Origin of the sequence: Flagellimonas lutaonensis (genome assembly GCF_000963865.1) — a bacterium.
GTDB classification, from domain to species: Bacteria; Bacteroidota; Bacteroidia; order Flavobacteriales; family Flavobacteriaceae; genus Flagellimonas_A; species Flagellimonas_A lutaonensis.
The window spans coordinates 1045061-1067183 of sequence record NZ_CP011071.1 but is presented as its reverse complement, the minus strand read 5'-3'; the positions used below and the strand labels follow the sequence as shown (position 1 = coordinate 1067183).

18 protein-coding genes and 1 pseudogene are annotated in these 22123 nt (G+C 45.9%); 5 read left to right on the top strand and 14 right to left on the bottom strand.

The genetic code is table 11. The features are described from left to right. Positions 1–2 precede the first annotated feature (2 nt). From VC82_RS05040 to VC82_RS04990, 11 genes and pseudogenes are all read right to left on the bottom strand, one after another. Positions 3–1136 (bottom strand): aspartate aminotransferase family protein, encoded by a 1134-nt coding sequence (locus tag VC82_RS05040; protein ID WP_045801393.1) that lies wholly within the window; start codon positions 1134–1136, stop codon positions 3–5. Positions 1137–1320: 184 nt separating this feature from the next. Beyond that, entirely contained in the window at positions 1321–2115 is a 795-nt protein-coding gene (gene proC, locus VC82_RS05035; RefSeq protein WP_045801392.1) for a pyrroline-5-carboxylate reductase, read from the bottom strand. A 94-nt stretch (positions 2116–2209) separates the two neighbouring features. After that, positions 2210–3184, bottom strand: coding sequence for an N-acetyl-gamma-glutamyl-phosphate reductase (gene argC, locus VC82_RS05030; RefSeq protein ID WP_045801391.1), 975 nt, complete (start codon positions 3182–3184; stop codon positions 2210–2212). A gap of 111 nt (positions 3185–3295) precedes the next feature. After that, positions 3296–4486 (bottom strand): argininosuccinate synthase, encoded by a 1191-nt coding sequence (argG, locus tag VC82_RS05025; RefSeq protein WP_045801390.1) that lies wholly within the window; start codon positions 4484–4486, stop codon positions 3296–3298. A 160-nt stretch (positions 4487–4646) separates the two neighbouring features. Then, positions 4647–5306, bottom strand: a complete 660-nt coding sequence (locus VC82_RS05020; protein WP_045801389.1) for a GNAT family N-acetyltransferase — start codon at positions 5304–5306, stop codon at positions 4647–4649. A gap of 199 nt (positions 5307–5505) precedes the next feature. Next, entirely contained in the window at positions 5506–6870 is a 1365-nt protein-coding gene (locus VC82_RS05015; protein ID WP_045801388.1) for an MptA/MptB family glycosyltransferase, read from the bottom strand. 3 nt (positions 6871–6873) lie between these two features. Further along, positions 6874–8358, bottom strand: a complete 1485-nt coding sequence (locus tag VC82_RS05010; protein WP_045801387.1) for a cellulose synthase family protein — start codon at positions 8356–8358, stop codon at positions 6874–6876. Positions 8359–8360: 2 nt separating this feature from the next. Beyond that, positions 8361–9050 (bottom strand): glycosyltransferase family 2 protein, encoded by a 690-nt coding sequence (locus VC82_RS05005; RefSeq protein ID WP_045801386.1) that lies wholly within the window; start codon positions 9048–9050, stop codon positions 8361–8363. Between the two features lie 25 nt (positions 9051–9075). Then, a complete protein-coding gene (locus VC82_RS05000; RefSeq protein ID WP_245615987.1) occupies positions 9076–10665 on the bottom strand; it encodes a 4Fe-4S binding protein in 1590 nt (529 codons plus the stop codon). A gap of 13 nt (positions 10666–10678) precedes the next feature. Continuing rightward, positions 10679–10978 (bottom strand): annotated as a pseudogene (locus tag VC82_RS04995) (four helix bundle protein); the annotation flags it as partial. A 152-nt stretch (positions 10979–11130) separates the two neighbouring features. Then, positions 11131–12480, bottom strand: coding sequence for an NAD(P)/FAD-dependent oxidoreductase (locus tag VC82_RS04990; protein ID WP_045801384.1), 1350 nt, complete (start codon positions 12478–12480; stop codon positions 11131–11133). Positions 12481–12686: 206 nt separating this feature from the next. Between VC82_RS04990 and VC82_RS04985 the strand changes: the two genes are divergently transcribed. The 4 genes from VC82_RS04985 (at position 12687) to VC82_RS04970 (ending at position 16507) form a co-directional block, all read left to right on the top strand. Then, a complete protein-coding gene (locus VC82_RS04985) occupies positions 12687–13415 on the top strand; it encodes a DUF547 domain-containing protein (protein ID WP_157517991.1) in 729 nt (242 codons plus the stop codon). A gap of 52 nt (positions 13416–13467) precedes the next feature. Further along, positions 13468–14469: a glycoside hydrolase family 113 gene (locus tag VC82_RS04980; protein WP_045801383.1), complete on the top strand. Its 1002-nt coding sequence runs from the start codon at positions 13468–13470 to the stop codon at positions 14467–14469. A gap of 104 nt (positions 14470–14573) precedes the next feature. Then, positions 14574–15488 carry a hypothetical protein gene (locus VC82_RS15220; protein WP_052698917.1) on the top strand — a complete coding sequence of 305 codons (915 nt, stop codon included), beginning with the start codon at positions 14574–14576 and terminating at the stop codon, positions 15486–15488. After that, positions 15485–16507 carry an N-acetylmuramoyl-L-alanine amidase family protein gene (locus VC82_RS04970; RefSeq protein ID WP_045801382.1) on the top strand — a complete coding sequence of 341 codons (1023 nt, stop codon included), beginning with the start codon at positions 15485–15487 and terminating at the stop codon, positions 16505–16507. The genes VC82_RS15220 and VC82_RS04970 overlap by 4 nt, the downstream gene beginning before the upstream one ends. Here the strand turns inward: VC82_RS04970 and VC82_RS04965 are convergent. The 3 genes from VC82_RS04965 to VC82_RS04955 form a co-directional block, all read right to left on the bottom strand. Then, positions 16499–17194: a TIGR04283 family arsenosugar biosynthesis glycosyltransferase gene (locus VC82_RS04965; RefSeq protein WP_045801381.1), complete on the bottom strand. Its 696-nt coding sequence runs from the start codon at positions 17192–17194 to the stop codon at positions 16499–16501. The genes VC82_RS04970 and VC82_RS04965 overlap by 9 nt on opposite strands. A gap of 112 nt (positions 17195–17306) precedes the next feature. Then, on the bottom strand, positions 17307–18122 hold the full coding sequence (locus tag VC82_RS04960) for a purine-nucleoside phosphorylase (RefSeq protein ID WP_045801380.1): 816 nt from the start codon (positions 18120–18122) through the stop codon (positions 17307–17309). Then, positions 18119–18739 carry a TIGR04282 family arsenosugar biosynthesis glycosyltransferase gene (locus tag VC82_RS04955; RefSeq protein ID WP_045801379.1) on the bottom strand — a complete coding sequence of 207 codons (621 nt, stop codon included), beginning with the start codon at positions 18737–18739 and terminating at the stop codon, positions 18119–18121. The genes VC82_RS04960 and VC82_RS04955 overlap by 4 nt, the downstream gene beginning before the upstream one ends. 164 nt (positions 18740–18903) lie before the next feature. Here VC82_RS04955 and VC82_RS04950 point away from each other — a divergent pair, with 164 nt between their 5' ends. Beyond that, a complete protein-coding gene (locus VC82_RS04950; protein WP_245615983.1) occupies positions 18904–22122 on the top strand; it encodes a PVC-type heme-binding CxxCH protein in 3219 nt (1072 codons plus the stop codon). Position 22123 lies beyond the last annotated feature (1 nt).

Here is a 22123-nt window from a genome sequence, read left to right as displayed (position 1 = left end):
CACTATGTTGTTAGTAATTCTTTTTTCAATCTTTCAAAAAATATATCGATATGTTCTTTTGTTATGTTCAATGCCGGTAAAAACCGCAACAAATTTTTATTGGCCGAGCCACCTGTGAACATATGCTGGTTATAAATCAGTTTTTTTCGGAGCTCGCTGACCTCGTGTTCAAACTCCAATCCCAACATCAGTCCCCGGCCTTTTACCTGTTTCACTTGTTGAATTTCTTGGGCTTTCTCTTTGTAATAGGTTCCGAGCGCAGTGGCATTTTCAATTAGATTTTCGTTTTGCAACACTTCCAGCACGGCCAAAGTGGCGGCACAGGCCAAATGGTTGCCGCCGAAAGTGGTGCCCAACAATCCGTAGGAAGCTTTGAATTTTTCATGTATAAGCACTCCGCCAACTGGAAACCCATTGCCCATGCCTTTGGCGGTTGAGATGATGTCTGGTGTCACCCCATGATGCTGAAAGGCGAAGAATTTGCCGCTTCTTCCAAAGCCAGACTGTACCTCGTCAGCAATTAAAACAATCCCATTTTTCTTGCACTTTTCGGCAATGAATTGGTAGAATTCCGTGGTGGGTTCATCCAAACCGCCTACCCCTTGGATGGCTTCCAAGATTACGGCGCAATGGTCGCCTTTGGCGATGGTTTTTTCAAAAGCTTCGAAATTGTTCAAAGGCAAAAAATCCACTTTTTGTTGTTGATTGATCGGGGCATTGATTTTAGGATTATCTGTGGCAGCCACGGCTGCTGAAGTACGGCCGTGAAAACTGTTCTTGAAGGCGATGACCTTGGCCTTTCCCGTATGGAAGGAAGCCATTTTCAATGCATTTTCGTTCGCTTCGGCCCCAGAATTGCACATAAAGAACGCATAGTCTTCACACCCCGATTGCTCGCCCAACTTCTGGGCAAGTTCCCTTTGCAGCGGATTTTGAACCGAGTTGCTGTAAAAAGCTATTTTATCCAGTTGGTCTTTCAGCCGTTTTACATAATGTGGATGTGAATGCCCGATGGAAATCACGGCATGGCCTCCATAGAAATCCAAATAGATGTTGCCCTTGTCATCAATGACCTCAATGCCCTTGGCGGAAACCAGGGTCACCTCATAGAGCGGATATACGTCGAATAGTTTCATTTTTACATTTTGTCATTCCCGCGAACCTGCCTGTTGGCAGATAGGGCCGGGAATCTATTAATTTTTCAGACCCCTCTGTCTTCCGCTTTTACTTCGACTGTGCTCAGTATGACAGCGGAATCCACCTCCCCTTATTTTACCGTGACTTCGCACGATACAGGAAGGGGAGGGGCCAGGGGAGGCCTTAGCCTTTTCGTATTTCACTAATCTTTTGAAACGATGCCACAATGCCCCGTATCAATGAAGAGCTCAACCCTTGGTGCTCCATTTCGTTCAAACCTTCAATGGTACAGCCTTTAGGTGTTGTTACCCTATCAATTTCTTCTTCTGGGTGGCTGCCTGATTCAATCAGCAGGCTGGCTGCCCCGTTACAGGTATGCATGGCCAATTCTTGCGCTTCTTTTGCATCAAAGCCCAATTGAATGGCGCCTTGGGTGGTTGCGCGGATCAGGCGCATCCAAAAGGCAATGCCACTGGCGCAGATAACGGTGGCCGCCTGCATTTGCGTTTCTGGAATTTCCATGGAGGGCCCCATACGGTTAAAAATGGCCTTGGCCAAATCGATGCGCTTTTTGCCCAAGTCGTTGCTGCACAGACAGGTCATCGACTTGCCCACGGAGATGGCCGTGTTGGGCATGCTTCGTATGATGTACTTGTCTGCGCCGATAATGGACTCCATCTTTTCGATGCTGAAGCCCGTGATGGTACTGATGACCACGTGTTTTTCGGTCAATAGGTCTTTGACATCATATAGAATGGCTTCAAAGTGGCCTGGCTGCACGGCAAAAATTAAAATGTCAGAATTTTTGACCGCCTCGGCATTATCAGTGGTTACCGTTACGTTACCGTATTTCTCAAAATCCTTGATTTCGGCTACGTTGCGCTTGGTGAGGTACATGGTGGTGGCCCCGTTGGTGTGCAAAATGCCCTTGGCGATGGCCAGCCCGAGATTTCCCGCTCCTATAATTGCTAGTTTCATGTTTCTTTTTTTTTGTCATTCCTGCGAAAGCAGGAATCTAATTAAACAGGTCTCGCATCTCGCCTCCGATCGATGTGACAGCTCGACCTAATGGTTAATAAATACTTCCTTTTAATTTCAACCCTTCTCGTTCTTCAAACCCGAACATCAGGTTCATGTTCTGTACCGCCTGTCCCGATGCTCCCTTCAACAAGTTGTCTGTGGCCGAAGTGATTAATAGTACATTGTCATGTTTGTGTATATGGATGTGACAGTTATTGGTATTGACCACTTGTTTTAAATGGATGGGCATTTCCGAAATATGGGTAAACAAGGCATCTGCATAAAAATCGTTGTAAAGTTCAAAGGCTTCTGCCTGGCTTCCCCCAAACTTGGTATAGGCCGTTGCAAAAATGCCACGGGCAAAGTTTCCCCGATTGGGAAGAAAGTATAGTTGTCCGACTTCATTTTTAAAGGAGGCCAAGCTTTCACCAATCTCGCCCAAGTGCTGGTGGGTAAAGGGTTTGTACCAACTCACATTGTTGTTTCGCCAGCTGAAATGGCCTGTTTCAGAGGGTTTGATGCCCGCACCGGTACTACCTGTTATGGCATTGATATGTACTTCGTTTTGGAGCAATCCGGCCTTTGCCAGAGGTAATAGGGCCAGTTCAATGGCGGTGGCAAAACAACCCGGATTGGCAATGGCATTCGCATTGGTGATTTTCTCTTTGTTCAGCTCAGGAAGTCCGTATACAAATTTTCGCCCTCCGAACCCAGCATCCTTTTGTAGCCTAAAATCATTGCTGAGGTCGATGATTTTGGTAATTTCTGAAAAATCATTGTCTTTTAGAAACTGTGCAGAATTACCATGCCCCAAACACAGAAATACCACGTCAACCCCTGGATTGACTTCCCCTGAAAACTGTAAATCGGTCTGCCCCAATAAATCGCCATGTGCAGAAGAAATCGGTTTGCCAGCTTTGGTGGTGCTGTACACAAAATCGATTTCCACTTTTGGGTGGTTCAGCAAAAGCCGTATCAACTCGCCTCCTGTGTAGCCTGAACCGCCAATAATGCCTACTTTGATCATTCGTTTTTGTTTTTGTCATTTCGAATCTGCCAAGACAGTGAGAAATCTAGATATCTCGCTTTGGCTTCGACTGTACTTCGACTGCGCTCAGCATGACAGTTTGATATGATATTATTGTTCTTTCTGATAAACGTAATTAGAAATCTTCCCTGGATTGCTCAAAATCTTGATAAAGCCTTTGGCATCGTCAGCTGTCCAACCCTTGTTCATTTCGCCATAGCTTCCGAAGGAAGCGTTCATCAAATCATGTTCAGAGGTTACGCCGTTCAGTTCAAAACGATAGGGATGTAGGGTCACGAAGACATCGCCACTGACATTCTTTTGGGTGTCTTCTAGAAATGTTTCGATGTTTCGCATCACAGCATCCAAATAATTGCCTTCGTGCAACAACATTCCGTAGAAGTTGCCCAATTGCTCTTTTTGGTATTGCTGCCATTTGCTCAAGGTGTGTTTTTCCAACAAATGATGCGCCTTGATAATGATAAGCGGAGCGGCCGCTTCAAAACCGACCCTACCCTTGATGCCGATAATGGTATCGCCCACATGAATATCCCGGCCAATGGCATATTTTGAGGCGATATCGTTCAATTTTTCGATATTGTTCACGGGTGAATTAGCATTACCATCCAAAGCCACCAACTCACCCTTTTCAAAGGTGAGCCTGACCTCTTTGGGCAGTTTGGCCTCCAATTGTCTGGGATATGCTGACTCGGGTAGGGGCAAATGTGAGGTCAATGTCTCATCGCCCCCAACGGAGGTGCCCCATAGCCCTTTGTTGATAGAGTATTTGGCCTTTTCCCATGAATAATCGACGCCGTTTTGTTGTAAGTAGGCAATTTCTTCTTCCCTGGCCAGTTTGTGGTCACGAATGGGGGTAATTATTTCAATTTCGGGCGCCAATATCTGAAAGATCATGTCAAACCGTACTTGGTCGTTGCCTGCACCCGTACTGCCATGGGCAATATGGCTGGCACCAATTTTTTTGGCGTGGTTCACGATCTCTACCGCCTGTATGATTCTTTCGGCACTGACCGAAAGGGGGTAGGTATTGTTACGTAACACATTGCCGAAGATGAGGTATTTTACCACCTTATCATAGAAACGTTGCACCGCGTCAATGGAAGTGTAGCTTGCAGCCCCCAAGGCCAACGCCTTTTCTTCGATGCTTTTGATTTCTTCCTTTGAAAATCCGCCTGTGTTGACACTTACGGCATGCACCTCAAACCCTTTCTCTTTCGAAAGGTATTTGGCACAGTATGAGGTGTCGAGTCCGCCGCTGTAAGCTAAAACCAGTTTTTTCATAATCATTTCATTTTGTCATTCCCGTGAAAACGGGAATCTGTTTGTTTCAATCCCTCTGTCCTCATTTGTCGGACATCTCCCTTTTTCCAAAGGGAGAGCCCTTTATTGTTTTTAATATTTTTGACATCCCTAAAGTTCCCTCAAGGTAATAATCCAAATATCACCCTTTGGGTAATTTCCTTCCTTTGGAAGGGTCAGGGGAGACCTTTTTCTTTTTTAGGAAAAGACTTTCCTTGATGCTTTTCAATCGCTGAAAAGTTTTTCTGTTTATTTTTTCCGCTTGGGGATGGCTGTTCTTTGCCATTGGGTCATACAGCATACCGGTACAAAGGCACATCTTTTGATCGGTTCGGGTAAGGATGTCAAAATTTTTGCAGGTCTGGCATCCTTTCCAAAAATCGGGGTCATCGGTCAATTCTGAAAAGGTAACAGGTTTGTACCCCAGTTCATAGTTCATCTTCATGACCGCCAGGCCAGTGGTGATGCCAAATATTTTTGCCTCCGGGAATTTTTCCCTTGAAAGCTCAAAAATTCGTTTTTTTATTTTTTTGGCCAATCCTTGGCCCCGGTAGTCGGGGTGCACGATCAGGCCAGAATTTGCTACAAAATCTTTGTTCCCCCATACCTCGATGTAACAGAACCCGGCAAATTTGTCACCGTCCAAGGCGATGACGGCATTGCCGTTCTGTAACCGTTTAATGATGTATTCGGGCGATCGTTGGGCAATACCTGTACCCCGAACCTTGGCCGATTCTGAAATGGTATCGCTGATTATTTGGGCGTATTTAAAATGTGACTCGTTGGCAACAACAATATCCATTGCTGATGTTTTTATTGGATTGAAAAAGATTTTTTGGAGTTTACGGGAATGGACTCACCTATTCCCAAAAGATATAGCACACCCTTACGGGCGACGGCGTGGAGCGAACTGGCGTACTGGGGCGAAGGTGCCCATCAAAGAAAGTATGTCTTGCTGTTCGTTCATTATGGGGTAAATGTACAAATTATGCAGAACTGACCTATTTGACTTCCGATTTTTGTTGAAATAGCCGTTTCAGGTTTTCAATTTTAAAGATTTCGTAGATAAAGAAGCCAAAAACCACAAAATATTCAACGAAGATGAGCCAAAGGTTCTCTTCAAAGACGGGATTTGAATAGGCGAAATAACTCAAAATTATCATGGCCGACCAGACCACCGCAAAACGGTAATCGGTGAAAATCGTCAAAAACAGCGGAAAGATAATGTACCAGGGGTGTACCGTTGTCGACAGAAAATAATACAGTACCAGAACCGATAACATTGATTTCAATACGCCTTCAAGTTTGTTGTTATTGTTGAAGATGGTCAGCAACAGAACCGCCAATACCACCAAAAGTGGCACAAGGCTTCCGTAATCTTTTATCAATTCCCAAGGCTTGGCTCCATAATGGTTCACGGCACTATGCTTGACCGCATTGTAGATGCCTGCATTGAACTCAAAGTTCGAAAACCACAGCTTTATTGTGTCACCATAGTTATCTATAAAAACGGGGGAATAAAACGGTAAGAGAAAAACGCCACAGGCAATTCCTGTAAGGATATAAAAAAGTATACTCTTTTTGAATCCCAAGAAAGGGAGGAAAAAGGGTAGAAATAGCAAGGGCACCAATTTCAGCATGATGGCCATCGCATAAATGGGCGCGGCAAGCCACCATTTGTTGATTGACAACAGGTACATGGCCCAGACAAAAAAGAAAATCATGACCCCCTCAAAATGAAGGTTGCCCGTCAACTCGATGATGACCAAGGGGTTCAAAAAATACCAAAAAGCCAAATGGGTCGACATATTCAGTTTTCTGAGCAGTTTTCTGGCAAAATAGAAAATGCCGATATCGGTAATTATAATACTCAGCCGCATGGCTATAATGGAGCCTAAAACACTCCCACCGCCCAAAAAAGTGGATATGGCAAAGAACAATTGGTTCAAGGGCGGATAGTTGCTGAAATGACTTGCACTCAATGCACCCATGCCTTGATGCAACAATTCTGAATGCTGAATTTTGAATGCCGAATTCTGAATCAGCTCGTCAGGAGTATGTAGGTACGGATTGATTCCGTTATTGATCAGTTCACCATCCCATATGAACCGATAGAAATCTTGCGAAAGATTGGGCTCGGCCAAAAGAAACACCAATCTGAAGAGTACACCGCAGACAACCATAAACCTCAGGTTCCATTTTTCAAACTGGATCAATTTGAAATAGAAAAAGAAAAGTGCACCGAAAAGAGAGAACAATTTTATACTGTCCTCACGTACTAGGTTGTAGGCAAAGACCCAATAAAACAACACACTTCCCAGCGCTAGCAGGATGGGTATTCTGTGTAGTTTCCAATAAGAAAGCATATGTTACGCCTTGGCCGTCAACGATTTGAAGAATACAAAACCGAAGCCCAAGAACAACATCAGATGGAAGGGAAAAAGACCAAAATCATTCAATGGTACGGCACTGTACATTCCAAAAAGGAAGTAAAGCATAAGCCCGAACTCTACCAACATGTTCGGTGAGAGTTTGTTGGTAATGTATTTGTTGCCCTTCCATGTGTCGCTGAGGCTGTTGATGTTAAATTTCGGGGTTCTGACAAATTCACTTCGCTTGCCCAAGTGGCCTTCCAGTACGGCGATTGAATTGTGCAACGACAGTCCCAGAGCCACAGAGAAAAACGTGAAGAACAGCTTTATATAGTCTACAAACTTGTCAAAACCACCTCCCTGCATACTCTTGTAGGTAAACCAGTAGCAGAAAAACAGAATAATGGTACTGACGATAAAGAAACTGGTAACCTCAAAAACCCAAGCAAGGTGGCCATAGGAGTTCTTTATATACAGCATGGGGATGCTCAGTACAGACACCAAGAACACACACAAGAACATTGAACTGTTCAAAAGGTGCATTACCCCATGAAACTTTGTCTTGAAATCAAGATTTTTAGCGGTAATAACGCTCCAGACCGTCTTCCTGAAATTTTCGGCACCTCCTTTGTTCCATCGGAATTGCTGAGAGCGGGCGGCACTCATGACCACGGGCAGCTCAGCGGGGGTCTCTACATCCTCCAGGTATTTAAATTTCCAGTCCTTCAACTGGGCACGATAGCTCAAATCGAGGTCTTCGGTGAGGGTGTCACCTTCCCAGTTACCTGCATCGATGATACATTGTTTACGCCAAATACCGGCGGTACCGTTGAAGTTGATGAAGTGGCCCTTTGAGTTTCTTCCGACCTGTTCCAATGTAAAATGGGCATCCAAGGCAAAGGCCTGGATTTTTGTAAGGGTGGAATAATCACGGTTGATATGCCCCCAACGGGTCTGAACCACCCCGATTTCCTCATCCTTGAAATAAGGCACGGTCTTTTTGAGCCAATCGCTCTCTGGCATGAAATCGGCATCGAAAATGGCAATAAAGTCGCCTTTTGCGATGGCAAGCCCTTCTTTTAAAGCACCGGCCTTGAAACCTTGACGGTTTTCGCGGCGAATGTGCTTTATGTCGAGCCCTTGTTTTTGAAGTTCTTCAATTTTCTTTGCCGTCTCCAAAACTGAATCATCGGTAGAGTCATCGAGCACCTGAATCTCCAGTTTGCTTTTTGGGTATTCTATTTTTGAAATGTTATCGAGCAATCGCTCTACCACATATTCCTCATTATAAATGGGCAATTGAATGGTCACATAGGGTATTTCCCTTGGATCCATAAGGTTGAATTTCGGGGCCTCGTCGTTGCGCTTTTTGTAGCTAAGATAATTGATGAGCAAGTTGAGCTGGGCCAAACTGTAGAAGAAAATCAACATCAACGCGATGCTGTAAATAGCAATAATGATGTAAGTTAAAGTGAGTGCCATGATTATCTTATACTGTATTTAAAAATCCAACCCAAAATTTTTACGCCTGCAAATATAGTACCTTTTACGGTACCAGATACCTTAGAAACGCCAATTCTTTTTTTATAGCGTACGGGTACCTCTTTGTATGTCAGTTTTTTACGCAAGGCCTTCAACTGCATTTCCACAGTCCAACCGTACGTTTTGTCCTCCATCTGCAGTTCTTTGAGCTTTTTGTACTTGATGGCCCTAAAGGGCCCCAGGTCGGTGTATTTTGCAGCAAAGAACAATCGCATCAAAAAAGTGGCCAACCAATTGCCGAAAACCTGTTGTGGGGTCATCGCCCCGGGTTCTCTGAGCTCTTTTTTGCGTGCCCCGACCACAAAATCAATGTTCTCGTTCAAAATCGGGGCCACCACTTTTTCCATATCCTCGGGATAGTCTGAATAGTCTCCGTCGATAAATACGACGATATCGGGTGTTTTGGATCGTTTATCGATGTAATGCAGGCCACAAAGACATGCATGGCCGTATCCTTTGCGGGTTTCGGTCAAAACAGTGGCTCCTGCTTTCTTGGCCTTTTCAAAGGTATCGTCGGTTGAATTGTTGTTGACCACTATAATTTCCGACACAAAATCAGGAACTTCCTCTATTACCTTGGTTATTGAATCACCTTCGTTGAAGGCGGGGATTATGACCTTGATATCTGCCATGGAGGGATTTTGGTGCAAAAGTCGCTTATTTTTTGTTCACCAAATTCATTAAATCAACATCGTTTCCAAGCAATACCTCATTGCTGTCGATACGCCCCTTCAATGGGCCGTTTTCGAGCTTTAGAACACCTCTTGGGCATACGGCCGAACAGATGCCGCACCCCACACAACTTGAGCGCACGATATTTTCGCCTTTTTGAGCGTAGGCCCGAACATCGATGCCCATTTCACAGTAGGTCGAGCAATTGCCACATGAGATGCACTGCCCACCATTGGTGGTGATCCTGAACCTTGAAAACAAGCGTTGCTGAAACCCTAGAATGGCCGCCATGGGGCAGCCAAACCGGCACCAAACACGGCTGCCGAAAATAGGATAGAACCCGACTCCGATCACTCCGCTGAAAACGGCCCCGATCAAAAAGGCATACCATTTTCGAAGGCTTTCAGCCTTGAACAGAAATAAGTTGTTGTCGCCGCCAAAAAAGTGGAGGCCCAACAGCACCACAATGATCATAAAATAGCCAATGGCCCCATATTGGGCATCTTTCTGCAGTTGTTTCCTTTTGAAAATCATGACCCATGCGAATACGAAGGTCAACAAAGTGGCCGATGCTATCAAGAACGTGTTTTTGGTCAGCCAATATTTACTGGTATCGTTGCCCAAGTATGAATGTACCACGGCAATGGTCATGAGGGTCACAAATACCACCACACTGTGTACTACCCAGCGCTCAACCTTCCATGCCGACAGGGTCTTGTCGCTTAAGTGCCGAAAGGGGTCCCCGGCAGTCTCGGCCAAGCCGCCACAGCCACAGACCCAAGAGCAGTACCAGCGCTTTCCATAGAAATAGGTCAATATTGGGGTAATCACAAAAATTGACAGTATGCCAAAGATCAACATGGCCAGACCAATGTCGCCTGCATCGATAAAACTGTTGACGCGATAGCGTTCAAAATTGTAATAGTTGAGCGGCCAGATATTCTTTAAATCGTAATAAGGAAGTTTACCGTTTAGCCTTGCCATAAATTCTGGAATGAGAAACGCGAAGGCCGTCTGAAAGAACATGACGCTCACGGTACGTATGATCTCATAGGTATTGTGACGGTATTTCCAGATGAACTTGATGCCAAAGGCCAATATCGCCACGGTGTACAGGGCGCCATACACAAACCACTGGCTGGCTGGGTTGCCACTAAGTGCTTTGCTCAAAGGGTCGAATAAGGCGATGATGCCCTTGTTGTCACCGTCTTGCACCAACCCCAAATATTCTGGGAAGAAGTATAAAACGATATAAAACCCGGTCAAGGCGATGCCCGAAACCCACCCCCCAAGCCCACGGCTTGAAATCGACTTGAACATCACCCCGTCGTTTTTGATGCCTTTGTGCTTGTTGCCATATTGGGCCTTGGCAAACCAAACGACCCCAAGGGTAATCGCCATCAGTGAAACCGTTAACAACATTGGCCTGTTCGGAAAATTTAGGTTGAAAAGCGAAAGGGTCAAAATGCCCAATCCGGCCGTGCCCACTGCCGTTGCCAACTTTTGGCCCCTGTTCAAGGCTTTGGGCGGTTCACCCGTGAGGGACATGTTTTTGCTATGTTGTTCGTAGTACATAGTTGTTTTTAGTTCATGGTTTATTGTTGTTCGGTGTCCATTTGAATTTTTGACCTCTGAAGTTAGATTTTCTCAAATAGAACATGAAAGCTCCTATTTTGTTTGTTGTTATTTCTATTCTTGATTGAATCTGCTCTAACACTTCCACTGAAATCAATCCTTTGTCAAAAGCCCGATAGGTTTGGGACTTCAATTCAGAACACGAACCTTTAGAATAGCTTAAAAAGTTATGGAACTCACTATTTCCATCCCTGTCAAACCCTTCAGCAATGTTATCCATTATTGAACCTGAACTTCTTTCCATTTGGTCACGAAGTGAAAAATTTCCAGCAAGTTAGGTGTTTTGAAAAAGCTTCTCTACCTGCTGACAAACCACTCTAGCCAATTGCAAAACTTCTAAATCTTCGAATTTATCTACAGTTGCCATTATATCGTCTTAAAAACTATGAACACTAAACCATCCAATCAGTTGAATTGAAATATTCTCTTGATGTTTTTCTTTTTGATTTTTATAGATTTCCCAAAATCTGAATTGTACTTTGAAATGATTTCTTGCTCGTGATTTCTATAAAACTCAGGGTCGAAGTTGGCATCGATCAGATGCTCTATCACGAAATCCGCATCACGTTCCTCGGTCAGCCAACGGTCAAAAATTTCGTGGCGCATGCGTATTCCGAAGGTATTGATACCCAAAAATTGTTGTGTCTCTTTATGGAAAGCAACAGTGATGCATATTTTTTCTTTTGAATGGCGCCAATGAAAATGCTTTTCATACTCTTTTTTGCCCCGTTCGCTAAAGACCCAGCCATAGGTTTGGTATTCGATGTCCAAAAATTTGGCAGAGTTGAACCAATGGCCCGGATTGTACGGAACACGATTGCCGCAAATGCTCTGGGCCACCGTTTCGCCCATCATTCGCCCTGTGTACCAAACGGCCTCAATGGGGCGTCGGTTACCGATGGCCTCACGCTGTTCGGCACAGTCACCGATGGCATATACATCTTCTTTGTTGGTTTCCAAAAAACGATTGACCTTCACGCCCCGACCGAGTTCGATGCCCGAATCCTTTAAAAAATCAATATTTGGCGAAACCCCTGCGGTAAGACCGACAAAATCACAGGGAATTTCTTCACCGGTTTCCTGTACGATCACCGCTTTGACGCGATCGTTCTTGTCTGAAACGATTTCCTTTAGGTTCGAGCTCAACCGCAAGTCAATGTGGTGCTCACGAATATGTTCATTGATCATCTGTGATTCACCTTCGGGCAAGACACCGTTCCAAAAACTGCTTTCACGCACCAAAAAAGTAACGGGAATGTCACGGCTTCGTAGCATTTCAGCGAGCTCAATGCCAATCAATCCGCCCCCCACGATGACGGCCCGCTTACACTTTTTCTTATTGGGGGCATTGACCTCCAATAAATCAAGGTCTTGTTTTGAATAAAGCCCTTGTACACCATGTAAATCTTGTCCGGGCCAGCCAAACTTGTTCGGTTTTGAGCCAGTGGCGATGATCAATTTGTCGTAATGAAACTTTTTGGTGTTATCGACCAAGAGTTGCTTGTTGTCGGCATCCACCTGGGTAACATAACCCCGTACCAATTCGATTCGGTTTTTTTCCCAAAACCAATTTTCATAGGGTTGTATATGCTCAAATTTCATATGGCCCATGTAGACATACATCAAGGCCGTTCTTGAAAAAAAGTAATCGGTCTCGGCAGAAATGATAATGATGCGATGGTCAGAAAGCTTCCTGATATGACGTGCAGCGGTGACACCAGCTATGCCATTACCAATTATAACTATGTTTTGCATTGATTGTGAATCGGTTGAGAATTGTGTCGCATTTAAAGATAGAAACTTAACGCACACTCTTTATTTAGAAAGAGTTTAAATTTTGTTGGGATATGTAAGGTTTTGCTATTTTGTGGCCCACCGGGCACCGGGTTTGACGATATTTCCTATTAAACTGTAGGTTACGGCCTTTTTTTGCGACCAACACCAAGAATTAAGAATTGTCGATGCCAATATTGAAAAAAATTGTTACGGTTCTATTGTTTGGGTTCTATCAGTTGGGCTTCCCACAAAGTACGACTGCATTCTTCTCAAAGGCAGACGATTTCCTCAGTACCCACGTCAAGAACGGAAGGGTCGATTACCAATCCATCAAACAAAATCCCACCACATTGAATGGGCTTATCGATATGGCCAAAGAGTTTTCCGTTTCTATGGACGACCCAAAAGTATACCAAGCTTTTTGGATCAACGCCTATAACCTACTGGTCATCCATGAAGTGGTGGCCCATTACCCAGTATCCTCTCCGCTTGACATCAAAGGCATCTTTGACGAAAAAAAGCACAAGGTATCGGGTAAGAACGTTACCCTGAACGAGATTGAAAACGACCTGTTGCGGAGAAAGTTTCCTGAAGAGGCACGGTTCCACTTTGTTTTGGTATGCGCCGGACTGGGTTGCCCACCGTTGATAGACGAGGCCTATCTGCCCAATAAGCTTGAGGCCCAGATGCAGCGCCAGACCATACAGGCCCTCAACAATCCCGAGTTTATCAAGATAAGGGGCGATAAAGTGTTGCTTTCACAGATTTTTGAGTGGTATAGGGAAGATTTTGTTCAGGGCGGAAAAACAGTGATCGATTTCATCAACCGATTCAGGAAAGAGAAAATCGAGGTAGACAAAGGTGTTGGGCATTATTCCTATGACTGGCGTCTAAACGACTTAAATAAATCTTAAAAACCGCCTTAAGTTTCCAAGATACAGTATTTTAGAAGCCTAATGTGGATGTGTGAAAAACCTTTGGCTTTTTTTATTGTGCCTCTTGCAACTGAGTTGTAGCAGTCAGGTGCAAGAGAAAATAAATGGGGTGAGCTTTGTGGGTTCACGAGATAAGGTGTCGCAGGAAAATATTGATCCCGTGGTGTCTGTCGGCGCCAATTATGCGGCCGTAATGCCTTTTGGCTTTCTTCGAAGCCTCGAATCGCCCAACGTGATCTTTAATACGGATCGTCAATGGTACGGTGAAACAAGGGCGGGCGCCAAACAGTACATTGAGCTGTTGCGGAAAAATGGGATCAAGATCATGCTCAAACCTCAGATATGGATTTGGCGTGGTGAGTTCACTGGCGACATGATGATGCAATCTGAAGAAGATTGGAGAACACTTGAGGATTCATACGAACAGTTCATTATAACCTATGCAGAACTTGCGGAAGAGACAAAGACGGATATTTTCTGTATCGGCACCGAACTGGAAGAATTTGTAAAATACCGTCCTGATTTTTGGGAAAGCCTGATTGCTAAAGTGCGGCAGGTCTATAAGGGCAAACTGACGTATGCTGCCAACTGGGACGAATATTCCAGAACCCCTTTCTGGAAAGAACTCGATTATATCGGCATCGATGCCTATTTTCCACTTTCCGATACAGAACACCCCATGCCAGAGGAACTCAAAGCGGGCTGGCAAAAATGGAAGGAGCCGCTGGCCTCTTTCTCTGCCGAAAAGGGTAGGCCCATATTGTTTACCGAATTTGGCTACCGTAGTATGGATTATACGGCCCATAAACCTTGGTTGGTCGATCGCAATGAAATGAAAGTGAACCTTGAAGCCCAGGCCAATGCCCTACGGGCCATATTCCAAGAATTTTGGACCGAAGATTGGTTCGCCGGGGGGTTTGTATGGAAATGGTTTATTCACCATAATAAGGTCGGTGGTGCCAACGACAACCGTTTTACTCCCCAGAACAAGCCCGCCGAAGAAGTGATACGATCGTTCTACAAAAAGCAATAGTTGATAAATGTGGGCAAATTGTTTGAAAAGTTCATGCAGCCGCCCGTTCCATTGCCCTAAATTTTACAGAATTTTGTAACGTATAGAATTTATTTGGAACGCCCATGCGACATTGCCTTGCCTTTTTTGTTTTTTTTCTTTTTTCATTCATGCTCTTGGGCCAAGACTCGGTTCTAACGGTTGTTGCCCAACCCGGTGATGGTATTTTCTCCATCCTAAGAAAGCAGGGTATCCATCCAAAGAAATATTTTGGGGCCTTTTTAGAACTCAATGAAGGACATATTAAAAACGGCAGCGAGCTTAAACAGGGTTGGCCCTATAAAATTCCCATGGCACCAGATTCGTTTAAGAACATGGGCAGGGCGGTATCATTGCCCGATGGAACCGAAACGCCCCTTTTTGATGTTGAATTGGCAAAGCTCGATTTAAAGAGCGAAGAACTGAAGAATGCGGTATATTATTTGGTTGTTGAAGATAAGGTGCAGAATGATTTCATCACGACCATGGCCACCAATTTGGCCAGTAGGTTGTTGGTGAACGGCGCCAAGGTATATGTAATCAAAAATGAAAGTGTCAGCGATGATACGGCCAATGCCTTTTCTAGGGCCCAGCAGTATGTTGATGTGGTGAACAAGAGATACCTTAAGAACCAGGGCAAGTACCAGCGGTTGCTCATTCTTCGTGCCAACGGTTCGCTGGAAAGCAAAAGCCTGGATGTATCTTTTTACCATTACGATGGCAGTGACGAGGGCGAACGGTTGGCCGAGAACCTGAAAGCCATTTTTGGCAGATATAGCAAGAAAGTGGGAAAAGTGTCTGATGCCCCGGGTGTGTTTGTCGACAACCAAAGTCTATTTTTGGCACGAAACATGCTGCCTCCCATAACAGTGCTTTCCCTTTCAGATGCGGTTACAACGCCCGCCAGACATTTGGTGAGAAAGGATCAAAGGGCCCTGACCCGGTGGATAGCCAATGGTATGCTCCAAGATTATGCCGATATTGAAATTGAAGATCGATGAAACCCTGCCCGTTAAAATATTTCCTGTTCATTTTTTGGCTTCCCTGTTTTATGGTGGCCCAAGATACGCTGGCCACCGTCGTGGCCAAGCAGGGCGATGGCATTTATTCCCTGCTGCGCAGGCATGGGGTAAATCCCACAAAATTTTATAACAACTTTGTGGAGCTCAATGCTGAAAGGTTGGGGGAAGATGAGTCGCTGTACATGGGCCGTGCCTATTTGTTGCCCGATACCTTGGCGCTAAAAGAAGCCGAAGAAAATGATACGGGCATACGATATCCGCTTTTTGGCAATGCCTTTGCCAAGGTCGATTCGGTCAGCAACCGGTTGGATGATACGGTGTATTATTTGATATCGGGGCATGGTGGGCCAGATCCCGGGGCAGTTGAGAAGTATAATGGAACATTGATTGCCGAAGATGAGTATGCATACGATGTAACGCTTCGATTGGCCCGAGAGCTGTTATCGCATGGCGCGGAGGTGCATATTATCGTACAAGACGGGAATGATGGAATACGGGACGATAGGGCCCTTGAATTGGATACGGACGAATTCGTGATTCCTGACAAGGCCATTCCCATAAAACAATTGGCGCGCCTAAAACAGCGTACCGAGGCCGTTAACCGTTTATACCTAAAAAACCGGGGCAAGTACCAACGGTTGCTGGTAACCCATATCGATAGTAGAAGTAGGGGCACTGATATCGATGTGTTTTTCTATCACCACGAAAAAAGCAAGAGTGGCAAGCGGTTGGCCGAGAGCATCCACCAGACATTTTTAAGAAAGTACAAGAAGTTTCAACCCAACAGGACCTATCATGGCACCTTTATGGAACGCAGCGGCCTGTACGTGGTAAAAAATACGCTGCCGGCCATGGCCTATATCGAAATCGGCAATATCAGAAGCAAAAAAGACCAACGCCGTATTTTGGACCCTGACAACCGACAGGCTTTGGCCAAATGGATTTCAGAGGGGATCATGCTGGATTATGAATCCTCAAAAACGGTTTCCTCAAAGTAAGTTTTTGCTGTAATAGCGGTACAGCTCTTCCGGGCCTGCACCAAGATAATTTTTGAGGTGGATCATGGCAAAGTGATACTGTACCCGCAACCAGCCTTTTTGGCGATACTTTCTGGCCGAGGTAACCACCTGCCTCGGCAACACCTTAAAGTCGGTGTTTCTATAAAGCCTACGGATGAATTCACTATCCTCATAAATGAGGTAGTCTTCATTGAACCCCCTGTTTCCAAAGAAAACCTGTTTGGTAACAAAAAGCGATTGGTCGCCGCCCCTGCACAGGGTGTGGTTGATTCTTGACAACCAGGCAAAGAAACGCAACACGGGATTTTTTGTGTCGAACCGCATGCGAAAGCAGCCTGCTTCGTGGCCTGCGGCAACCGCCCTTAAAATGGTTGTGTCAAAATTTTTGGGAGGCAAAGTATCTGCATGTAGAAAATAGAGTATTTCACCCTTGGCGCTTTTTGCGCCGAGGTTCATTTGGTGCGCCCGGCCACGTGGCCCCGAGAGGGTGGAAACGCCGGAACGCTTGGCGAGTTCGATAGTTTGGTCAGTGCTGCCGCCATCCACAACTATGATTTCCTCAATATTTTGGGCAGTGCTATGGCCTTTCAACCAATTGAGCAGCACTTGAATATGTGCCGCTTCATTTAGGGTGGGGATGATGATACTGATTGTTGGGGTGCTCATGGGCTATGTGCTCAAACGTATGTTCAATAGTGGGCAAAATGCGCAAAACCTTACGTTGGCCGCAAGTAAACGGTCATTGAATGTTTATGAAAGTACCTGTGCCCACCGTTCATCATATTTGCTTGATCAGTTCTTTGAACAATTTGACCATTTTGGGCTCGGTCTTGCCTGCAACTTCAATAATTTCTTGAACGTTGATGGGTTCAAGGTTGTCGGGGTCGCACTCATCGGTGAGCACAGAAACCGCCACTATGGGCAAACGAAGGTGGTTGGCCACAATAACCTCGGGCACCGTGCTCATGCCCACGGCATCGGCCCCCAATATTTTCAGCATACGATATTCGGCCTTGGTCTCCAATTGTGGGCCAACGACCGAGGCATAGACCCCTTTTTGCAAGGTAATGCCCTTTTGCTTGGCAATTTCCTCAAGTTTTTTGCGCATTTCAATGTCGTAGGGCTCACTCATATCCACAAACCGGTCCCCGAATTCGGTCACGTTTTTGAATGCCAAAGGCGAGCCCCCCTGAAGATTTATATGGTCTTCGATGAGCATCATGTCACCTTTTTTAAAGTTCAGGTTGATGGCCCCTGCGGCATTGGATATGAACAGTTTCTTGATACCCAATTGGTGCATGACCCTGATGGGGTAGGTTACATCCAAAAAATCATATCCCTCATACAGGTGAAAGCGACCCTGCATGACCACGACCTGCGTACCTTCAATGGTGCCGAAAAGTAGTTTGCCAGAGTGGAACTCGACCGTTGCCAGAGGAAAATAGGGGATATGGTTGTAATGGGCTTCCACCGGGTTTTCGATCTCATCGACCAATTGTCCGAGCCCAGTACCGAGTACAATGCCTATTTCGGGGTCTACGAACCCTTTTGACCGCAAATAGGCTACTGATTCATCCAACAGTTTCTGTGTCATTCTTCCATATGTTTTAGAAAAGCCTGAAAGGCCTCAATATCTTTGATATCGTCATACAAATCAACATCATTTCGCATATCGAGCAAAACGATTTCTTCATTTTTTAAGTCGGCCAAGGTGTCTTGCAGCACATTTTCTGCGCCCCAAGCCTTGTTTTTGAACAAAGGCGCATATAAACGTTTCATGCCGAGCAAGTAGTAGCCCCCATCATGCGCAGGGCCAATGACAAAATCGTTGGTGTCCAACTCCCGAAAGGCTTGTTCAAGGTCTACTTGGGAGAGATCGTACATATCGCTTCCGATAACGACGATTTTTTCAAACCCTTCGTCAAAGCCTTCAACAAAAGCATTGTGCATACGGTTGCCCAAGTCGTTGCCCTGTTGCAGTTTTTTGGTGTAGATACCGGCTTCCCAAATATCATCTTGCCAAATCTCTTCTGAGTAGTAGACATATTTGGTTGCGGGCAGCCCTTTGGTAATTTGCAAGGTGTGTTCCAACAAAAATGTATAGATGTCGAGGGCCGCTTGGTCGCCAACGGTCTTTGCCAAGCGGGTCTTGCATTTTCCCAATTCGGGGTTTCGGGTAAAGATGAGCAGTAGATCCTTTGAGGCGTCCATCAATTTTTTTGTTTTGTAAGTTCACCGACCTTGGTCTGTGGTGTGTACATATCTTTACAAAAAGGTCCAAGAATTGTTGGCTGTAAAAGTAAGGTATTGTACCATTTATTTGAGGATTGCCCATGTCAATGCCCGATAAAAAGCCAGTTTACCAAAAGGGTGTGGTGAACTGCTTTAAAATTGTATCTTGGAGGTATATGATCGATTACCGCCTTATATCCGGTAGCCCCAAGGGTTTTTTGTTTTTTAAACGGGTTCTGCTCTTTACACTTTTTATGGTATTGCTCCATGGTTGTAGTGAAGAACCCAAGATTTCATTACTGCGCCATGACAGAATTGTTATCGTAGGAAGCAATATGGCCTCTAGGATGATGGATTTTGGTCATTTTGAGACCGAACTCCACCTGAGACATCCCCAAGATTCCCTATGGATACGAAATATGGCAGACGGCGGCAACACCCCTGGTTTTTGGCCCCATTCGGGTAGGGAGACGCCATGGTCTTTTCCGGGGGCCGAGGCTTTTCACAAAGATGAGCTGTCGAATCCAACCGATAGCCAGGGGCATTTTGAATACCCCGATGAATGGCTCTCGAGACTCAAGCCAGATGTTATCTTGGCCTTTTTTGGTTATAATTCCTCCTTTGACGGCCCCGAGGGGCTCGCGAATTTTGCGGCAGAACTGGATGCCTATGTCAAACATGTTCGATCACAAAGGTACAATGGATCTAGCGCACCCCAACTTGTCTTGGTGTCGCCCACGGCTTTTCAAGACGTGTCAGACTCCATTGATGTGCCGAATGGTTCGAAGGCAAACGAACGCCTTTTTCATTATGCCAGTGCCATGCGCAAGGTGGCCCAAGCCAATGCCGTTGTTTTTGTAGATGCCTTTGCTGAGAGCAAAAAGTGGTATAAAAAAAAAGAGCCCTTGACAATCGACGGGGTGCAATTGAACGACAGGGGCTATAAGAAGCTGGCCCGTTTTCTGGCAGATGAAGTCTTTGGAAAACGGCGACCTGACCGGACCCACGCCGCCTTGGTGCTAGAGGCTGTCAACGAGAAAAATTGGATGTGGCACAACGATTACAAAATACCCAACGGCGTGCACGTCTACGGCAGAAGATATAAGCCTTACGGCCCCGATAATTACCCCTACGAACTGAAGAAGATCCGTGAAATGACGGCCATTCGCGATGCCGCCATTTGGGAGGCACTGCGCGGTGAAAAAAGAGACCTGGCCAAATATGACAGGCTGACCCATAAATTGCCCGAGGTACAAACGAACTATACACTGGGCGATCAAGAAGAAGGCGCCAGATATTTGTATGGGGAAGAGGCTGTGGCCGCCATCCATACGGCACCAGGGTACCAAGTAGAACTTTTTGCCTCAGAGAAAGAATTTCCTGATTTGGCAAATCCGGTGCAGATGGCTTTTGACAACAAGGGTAGACTTTGGGTCGCCACCATGCCCAGTTATCCACACTATCGACCGGGTGACCGCAAACCAAATGACAAAATCATTATACTGGAAGACACCGATGCCGACGGCAAGGCAGACAAGCAGACCACCTTTGTCGATGGCTTGCATGTGCCCGTGGGTTTTGAGATAACGGAGCATGGGGTTTTTGTTTCTCAGGGTACGCACCTAAAATGCTATCGCGATACTGATGGCGATGACAGGGCCGATGCGGTCGAAATCGTATTGAGTGGATTTGATGACCACGACACTCATCACACCATAAGTGCATTCTGTGCCGATCCCTCGGGGGCCATTTATATGGGCGAAGGGGTATTTCTGCACACCAATGTCGAGACACCCTATGGCCCGGTCAGGGGTTCCAACGGTGGGTTTTACAGGTACAACCCAACAAGAAGGTATCTTGAGCGTACGGCACAGATCGCGATACCAAACCCTTGGGGCATCGCTTTTGACGACTACGGCCAATACTTTTTTGCCGAGACATCGGGCCCACCGGTGCGCTGGCTAATGCCCAGTACGATCAAACCGGTATACGGAAAGGCCTCCCCAAAATCTGAAAACCTGATTGAAGAATCACACCGGGTACGCCCCACAAGTGGTCTTGAGTTTGTCTCGAGCCGCCATTTTCCAGACGAGGTGCAGGGGGATCTGCTGATCAACAATACCATAGGCTTTTTGGGGATGAAGCAACACCAGATAACAGAGAGTGGTACAGGCTATAAAAGCAGGCACCGCCAAGACCTTATCTGGTCAGACGATGGAAATTTTAGGCCCGTCGATATGGAGTTTGCCCCCGATGGATCACTGTACTTCATAGATTGGCACAACATATTGATCGGGCATATGCAGCACAATGCGCGCGACCCCCTTCGCGACCATTCACATGGTAGGGTATACCGGATCACTTATCCATCCAGGCCTTTGTTGCAACCTGCGAATATCGATGGGGCCACTATTCCCCAGTTGTTGGACAACCTGAAACTGCCCGAGTACCGAACCCGTTACCGGACCCGCAGGGAGCTAAGGGGTAGAAATGTGGATGAGGTAATGGGTGCACTCTCAAATTGGGTCGCTGAACTCGACAAGAACGATAAGCAATACGAACACCATCTGTTGGAGGCCCTTTGGGTCGCCTGGGGCACCAATAAGGTGGATGAAGAGCTCTTGAAAAATTGTCTCAAAGCAAACGACCACAGGGTAAGGGCCGCTGCGGTAACTGTACTGCGCTACATGGACCATCACCTAAATGATTCAATGAAGCTTTTGAAAAATGCCGTACAAGACCCCCACGGCAGGGTGCGGTTGGCAGCGATCGTTGCGGCATCCTGGCTTTCCAAAAAAGATGCCTTGGATGTTTATCGCATAGTGGATAAAAATGCCCTCGATGAGTGGTCAAAACCTATATTTGAGGCTGCCCTAGCCTTTACTTCACATGGCGGGGAGAGCGCAGAAGAAAAAATTGAGACCGAAACGGTTGGTTTGACCGGTGATGACCTGGTACTATTTCAAAAAGGCAAAGAGATTTACGGTAGGGACGGTTTCTGTATCACCTGCCACCAAGCGGATGGGGAAGGATTGAAGCAATCAGGTTTCCCACCCCTGTCGCAGACCCAATGGGTCACGGGCAATGAAGATCGGTTGATAAAAATTGCTCTGAACGGTCTGTATGGTCCGATTGAGGTGAAAGGTGGGCAATACCCCGGCCAAGTGCCCATGACGGCGTATGGCAATATGCTGAACGACGAGGAGATTGCCGCCGTGTTGACCTATGTGCGCAATTCGTTTGGTAACGAGGCTTCTGTGATAACTGCTGACAAAGTGAAGAAGGTTCGGGAAATGACAAAGGAAAAGAAAGGGTTTTACACCCCTGAAGAATTATTGGAGACACATCCTTTAGAAAAATAAA

What these genes read in the sequence shown, in the direction of transcription:
- VC82_RS05040 (WP_045801393.1), bottom strand. Translation starts at nt 1,136, where the DNA reads ATGAAACTATTCGACGTATATCCGCTCTATGAGGTGACCCTGGTTTCC.
- proC (WP_045801392.1), bottom strand. Translation starts at nt 2,115, where the DNA reads ATGAAACTAGCAATTATAGGAGCGGGAAATCTCGGGCTGGCCATCGCC.
- argC (WP_045801391.1), bottom strand. Translation starts at nt 3,184, where the DNA reads ATGATCAAAGTAGGCATTATTGGCGGTTCAGGCTACACAGGAGGCGAG.
- argG (WP_045801390.1), bottom strand. Translation starts at nt 4,486, where the DNA reads ATGAAAAAACTGGTTTTAGCTTACAGCGGCGGACTCGACACCTCATAC.
- VC82_RS05020 (WP_045801389.1), bottom strand. Translation starts at nt 5,306, where the DNA reads ATGGATATTGTTGTTGCCAACGAGTCACATTTTAAATACGCCCAAATA.
- VC82_RS05015 (WP_045801388.1), bottom strand. Translation starts at nt 6,870, where the DNA reads ATGCTTTCTTATTGGAAACTACACAGAATACCCATCCTGCTAGCGCTG.
- VC82_RS05010 (WP_045801387.1), bottom strand. Translation starts at nt 8,358, where the DNA reads ATGGCACTCACTTTAACTTACATCATTATTGCTATTTACAGCATCGCG.
- VC82_RS05005 (WP_045801386.1), bottom strand. Translation starts at nt 9,050, where the DNA reads ATGGCAGATATCAAGGTCATAATCCCCGCCTTCAACGAAGGTGATTCA.
- VC82_RS05000 (WP_245615987.1), bottom strand. Translation starts at nt 10,665, where the DNA reads ATGTACTACGAACAACATAGCAAAAACATGTCCCTCACGGGTGAACCG.
- VC82_RS04990 (WP_045801384.1), bottom strand. Translation starts at nt 12,480, where the DNA reads ATGCAAAACATAGTTATAATTGGTAATGGCATAGCTGGTGTCACCGCT.
- VC82_RS04985 (WP_157517991.1), top strand. Translation starts at nt 12,687, where the DNA reads ATGCCAATATTGAAAAAAATTGTTACGGTTCTATTGTTTGGGTTCTAT.
- VC82_RS15220 (WP_052698917.1), top strand. Translation starts at nt 14,574, where the DNA reads ATGCGACATTGCCTTGCCTTTTTTGTTTTTTTTCTTTTTTCATTCATG.
- VC82_RS04970 (WP_045801382.1), top strand. Translation starts at nt 15,485, where the DNA reads ATGAAACCCTGCCCGTTAAAATATTTCCTGTTCATTTTTTGGCTTCCC.
- VC82_RS04965 (WP_045801381.1), bottom strand. Translation starts at nt 17,194, where the DNA reads ATGAGCACCCCAACAATCAGTATCATCATCCCCACCCTAAATGAAGCG.
- VC82_RS04960 (WP_045801380.1), bottom strand. Translation starts at nt 18,122, where the DNA reads ATGACACAGAAACTGTTGGATGAATCAGTAGCCTATTTGCGGTCAAAA.
- VC82_RS04955 (WP_045801379.1), bottom strand. Translation starts at nt 18,739, where the DNA reads ATGGACGCCTCAAAGGATCTACTGCTCATCTTTACCCGAAACCCCGAA.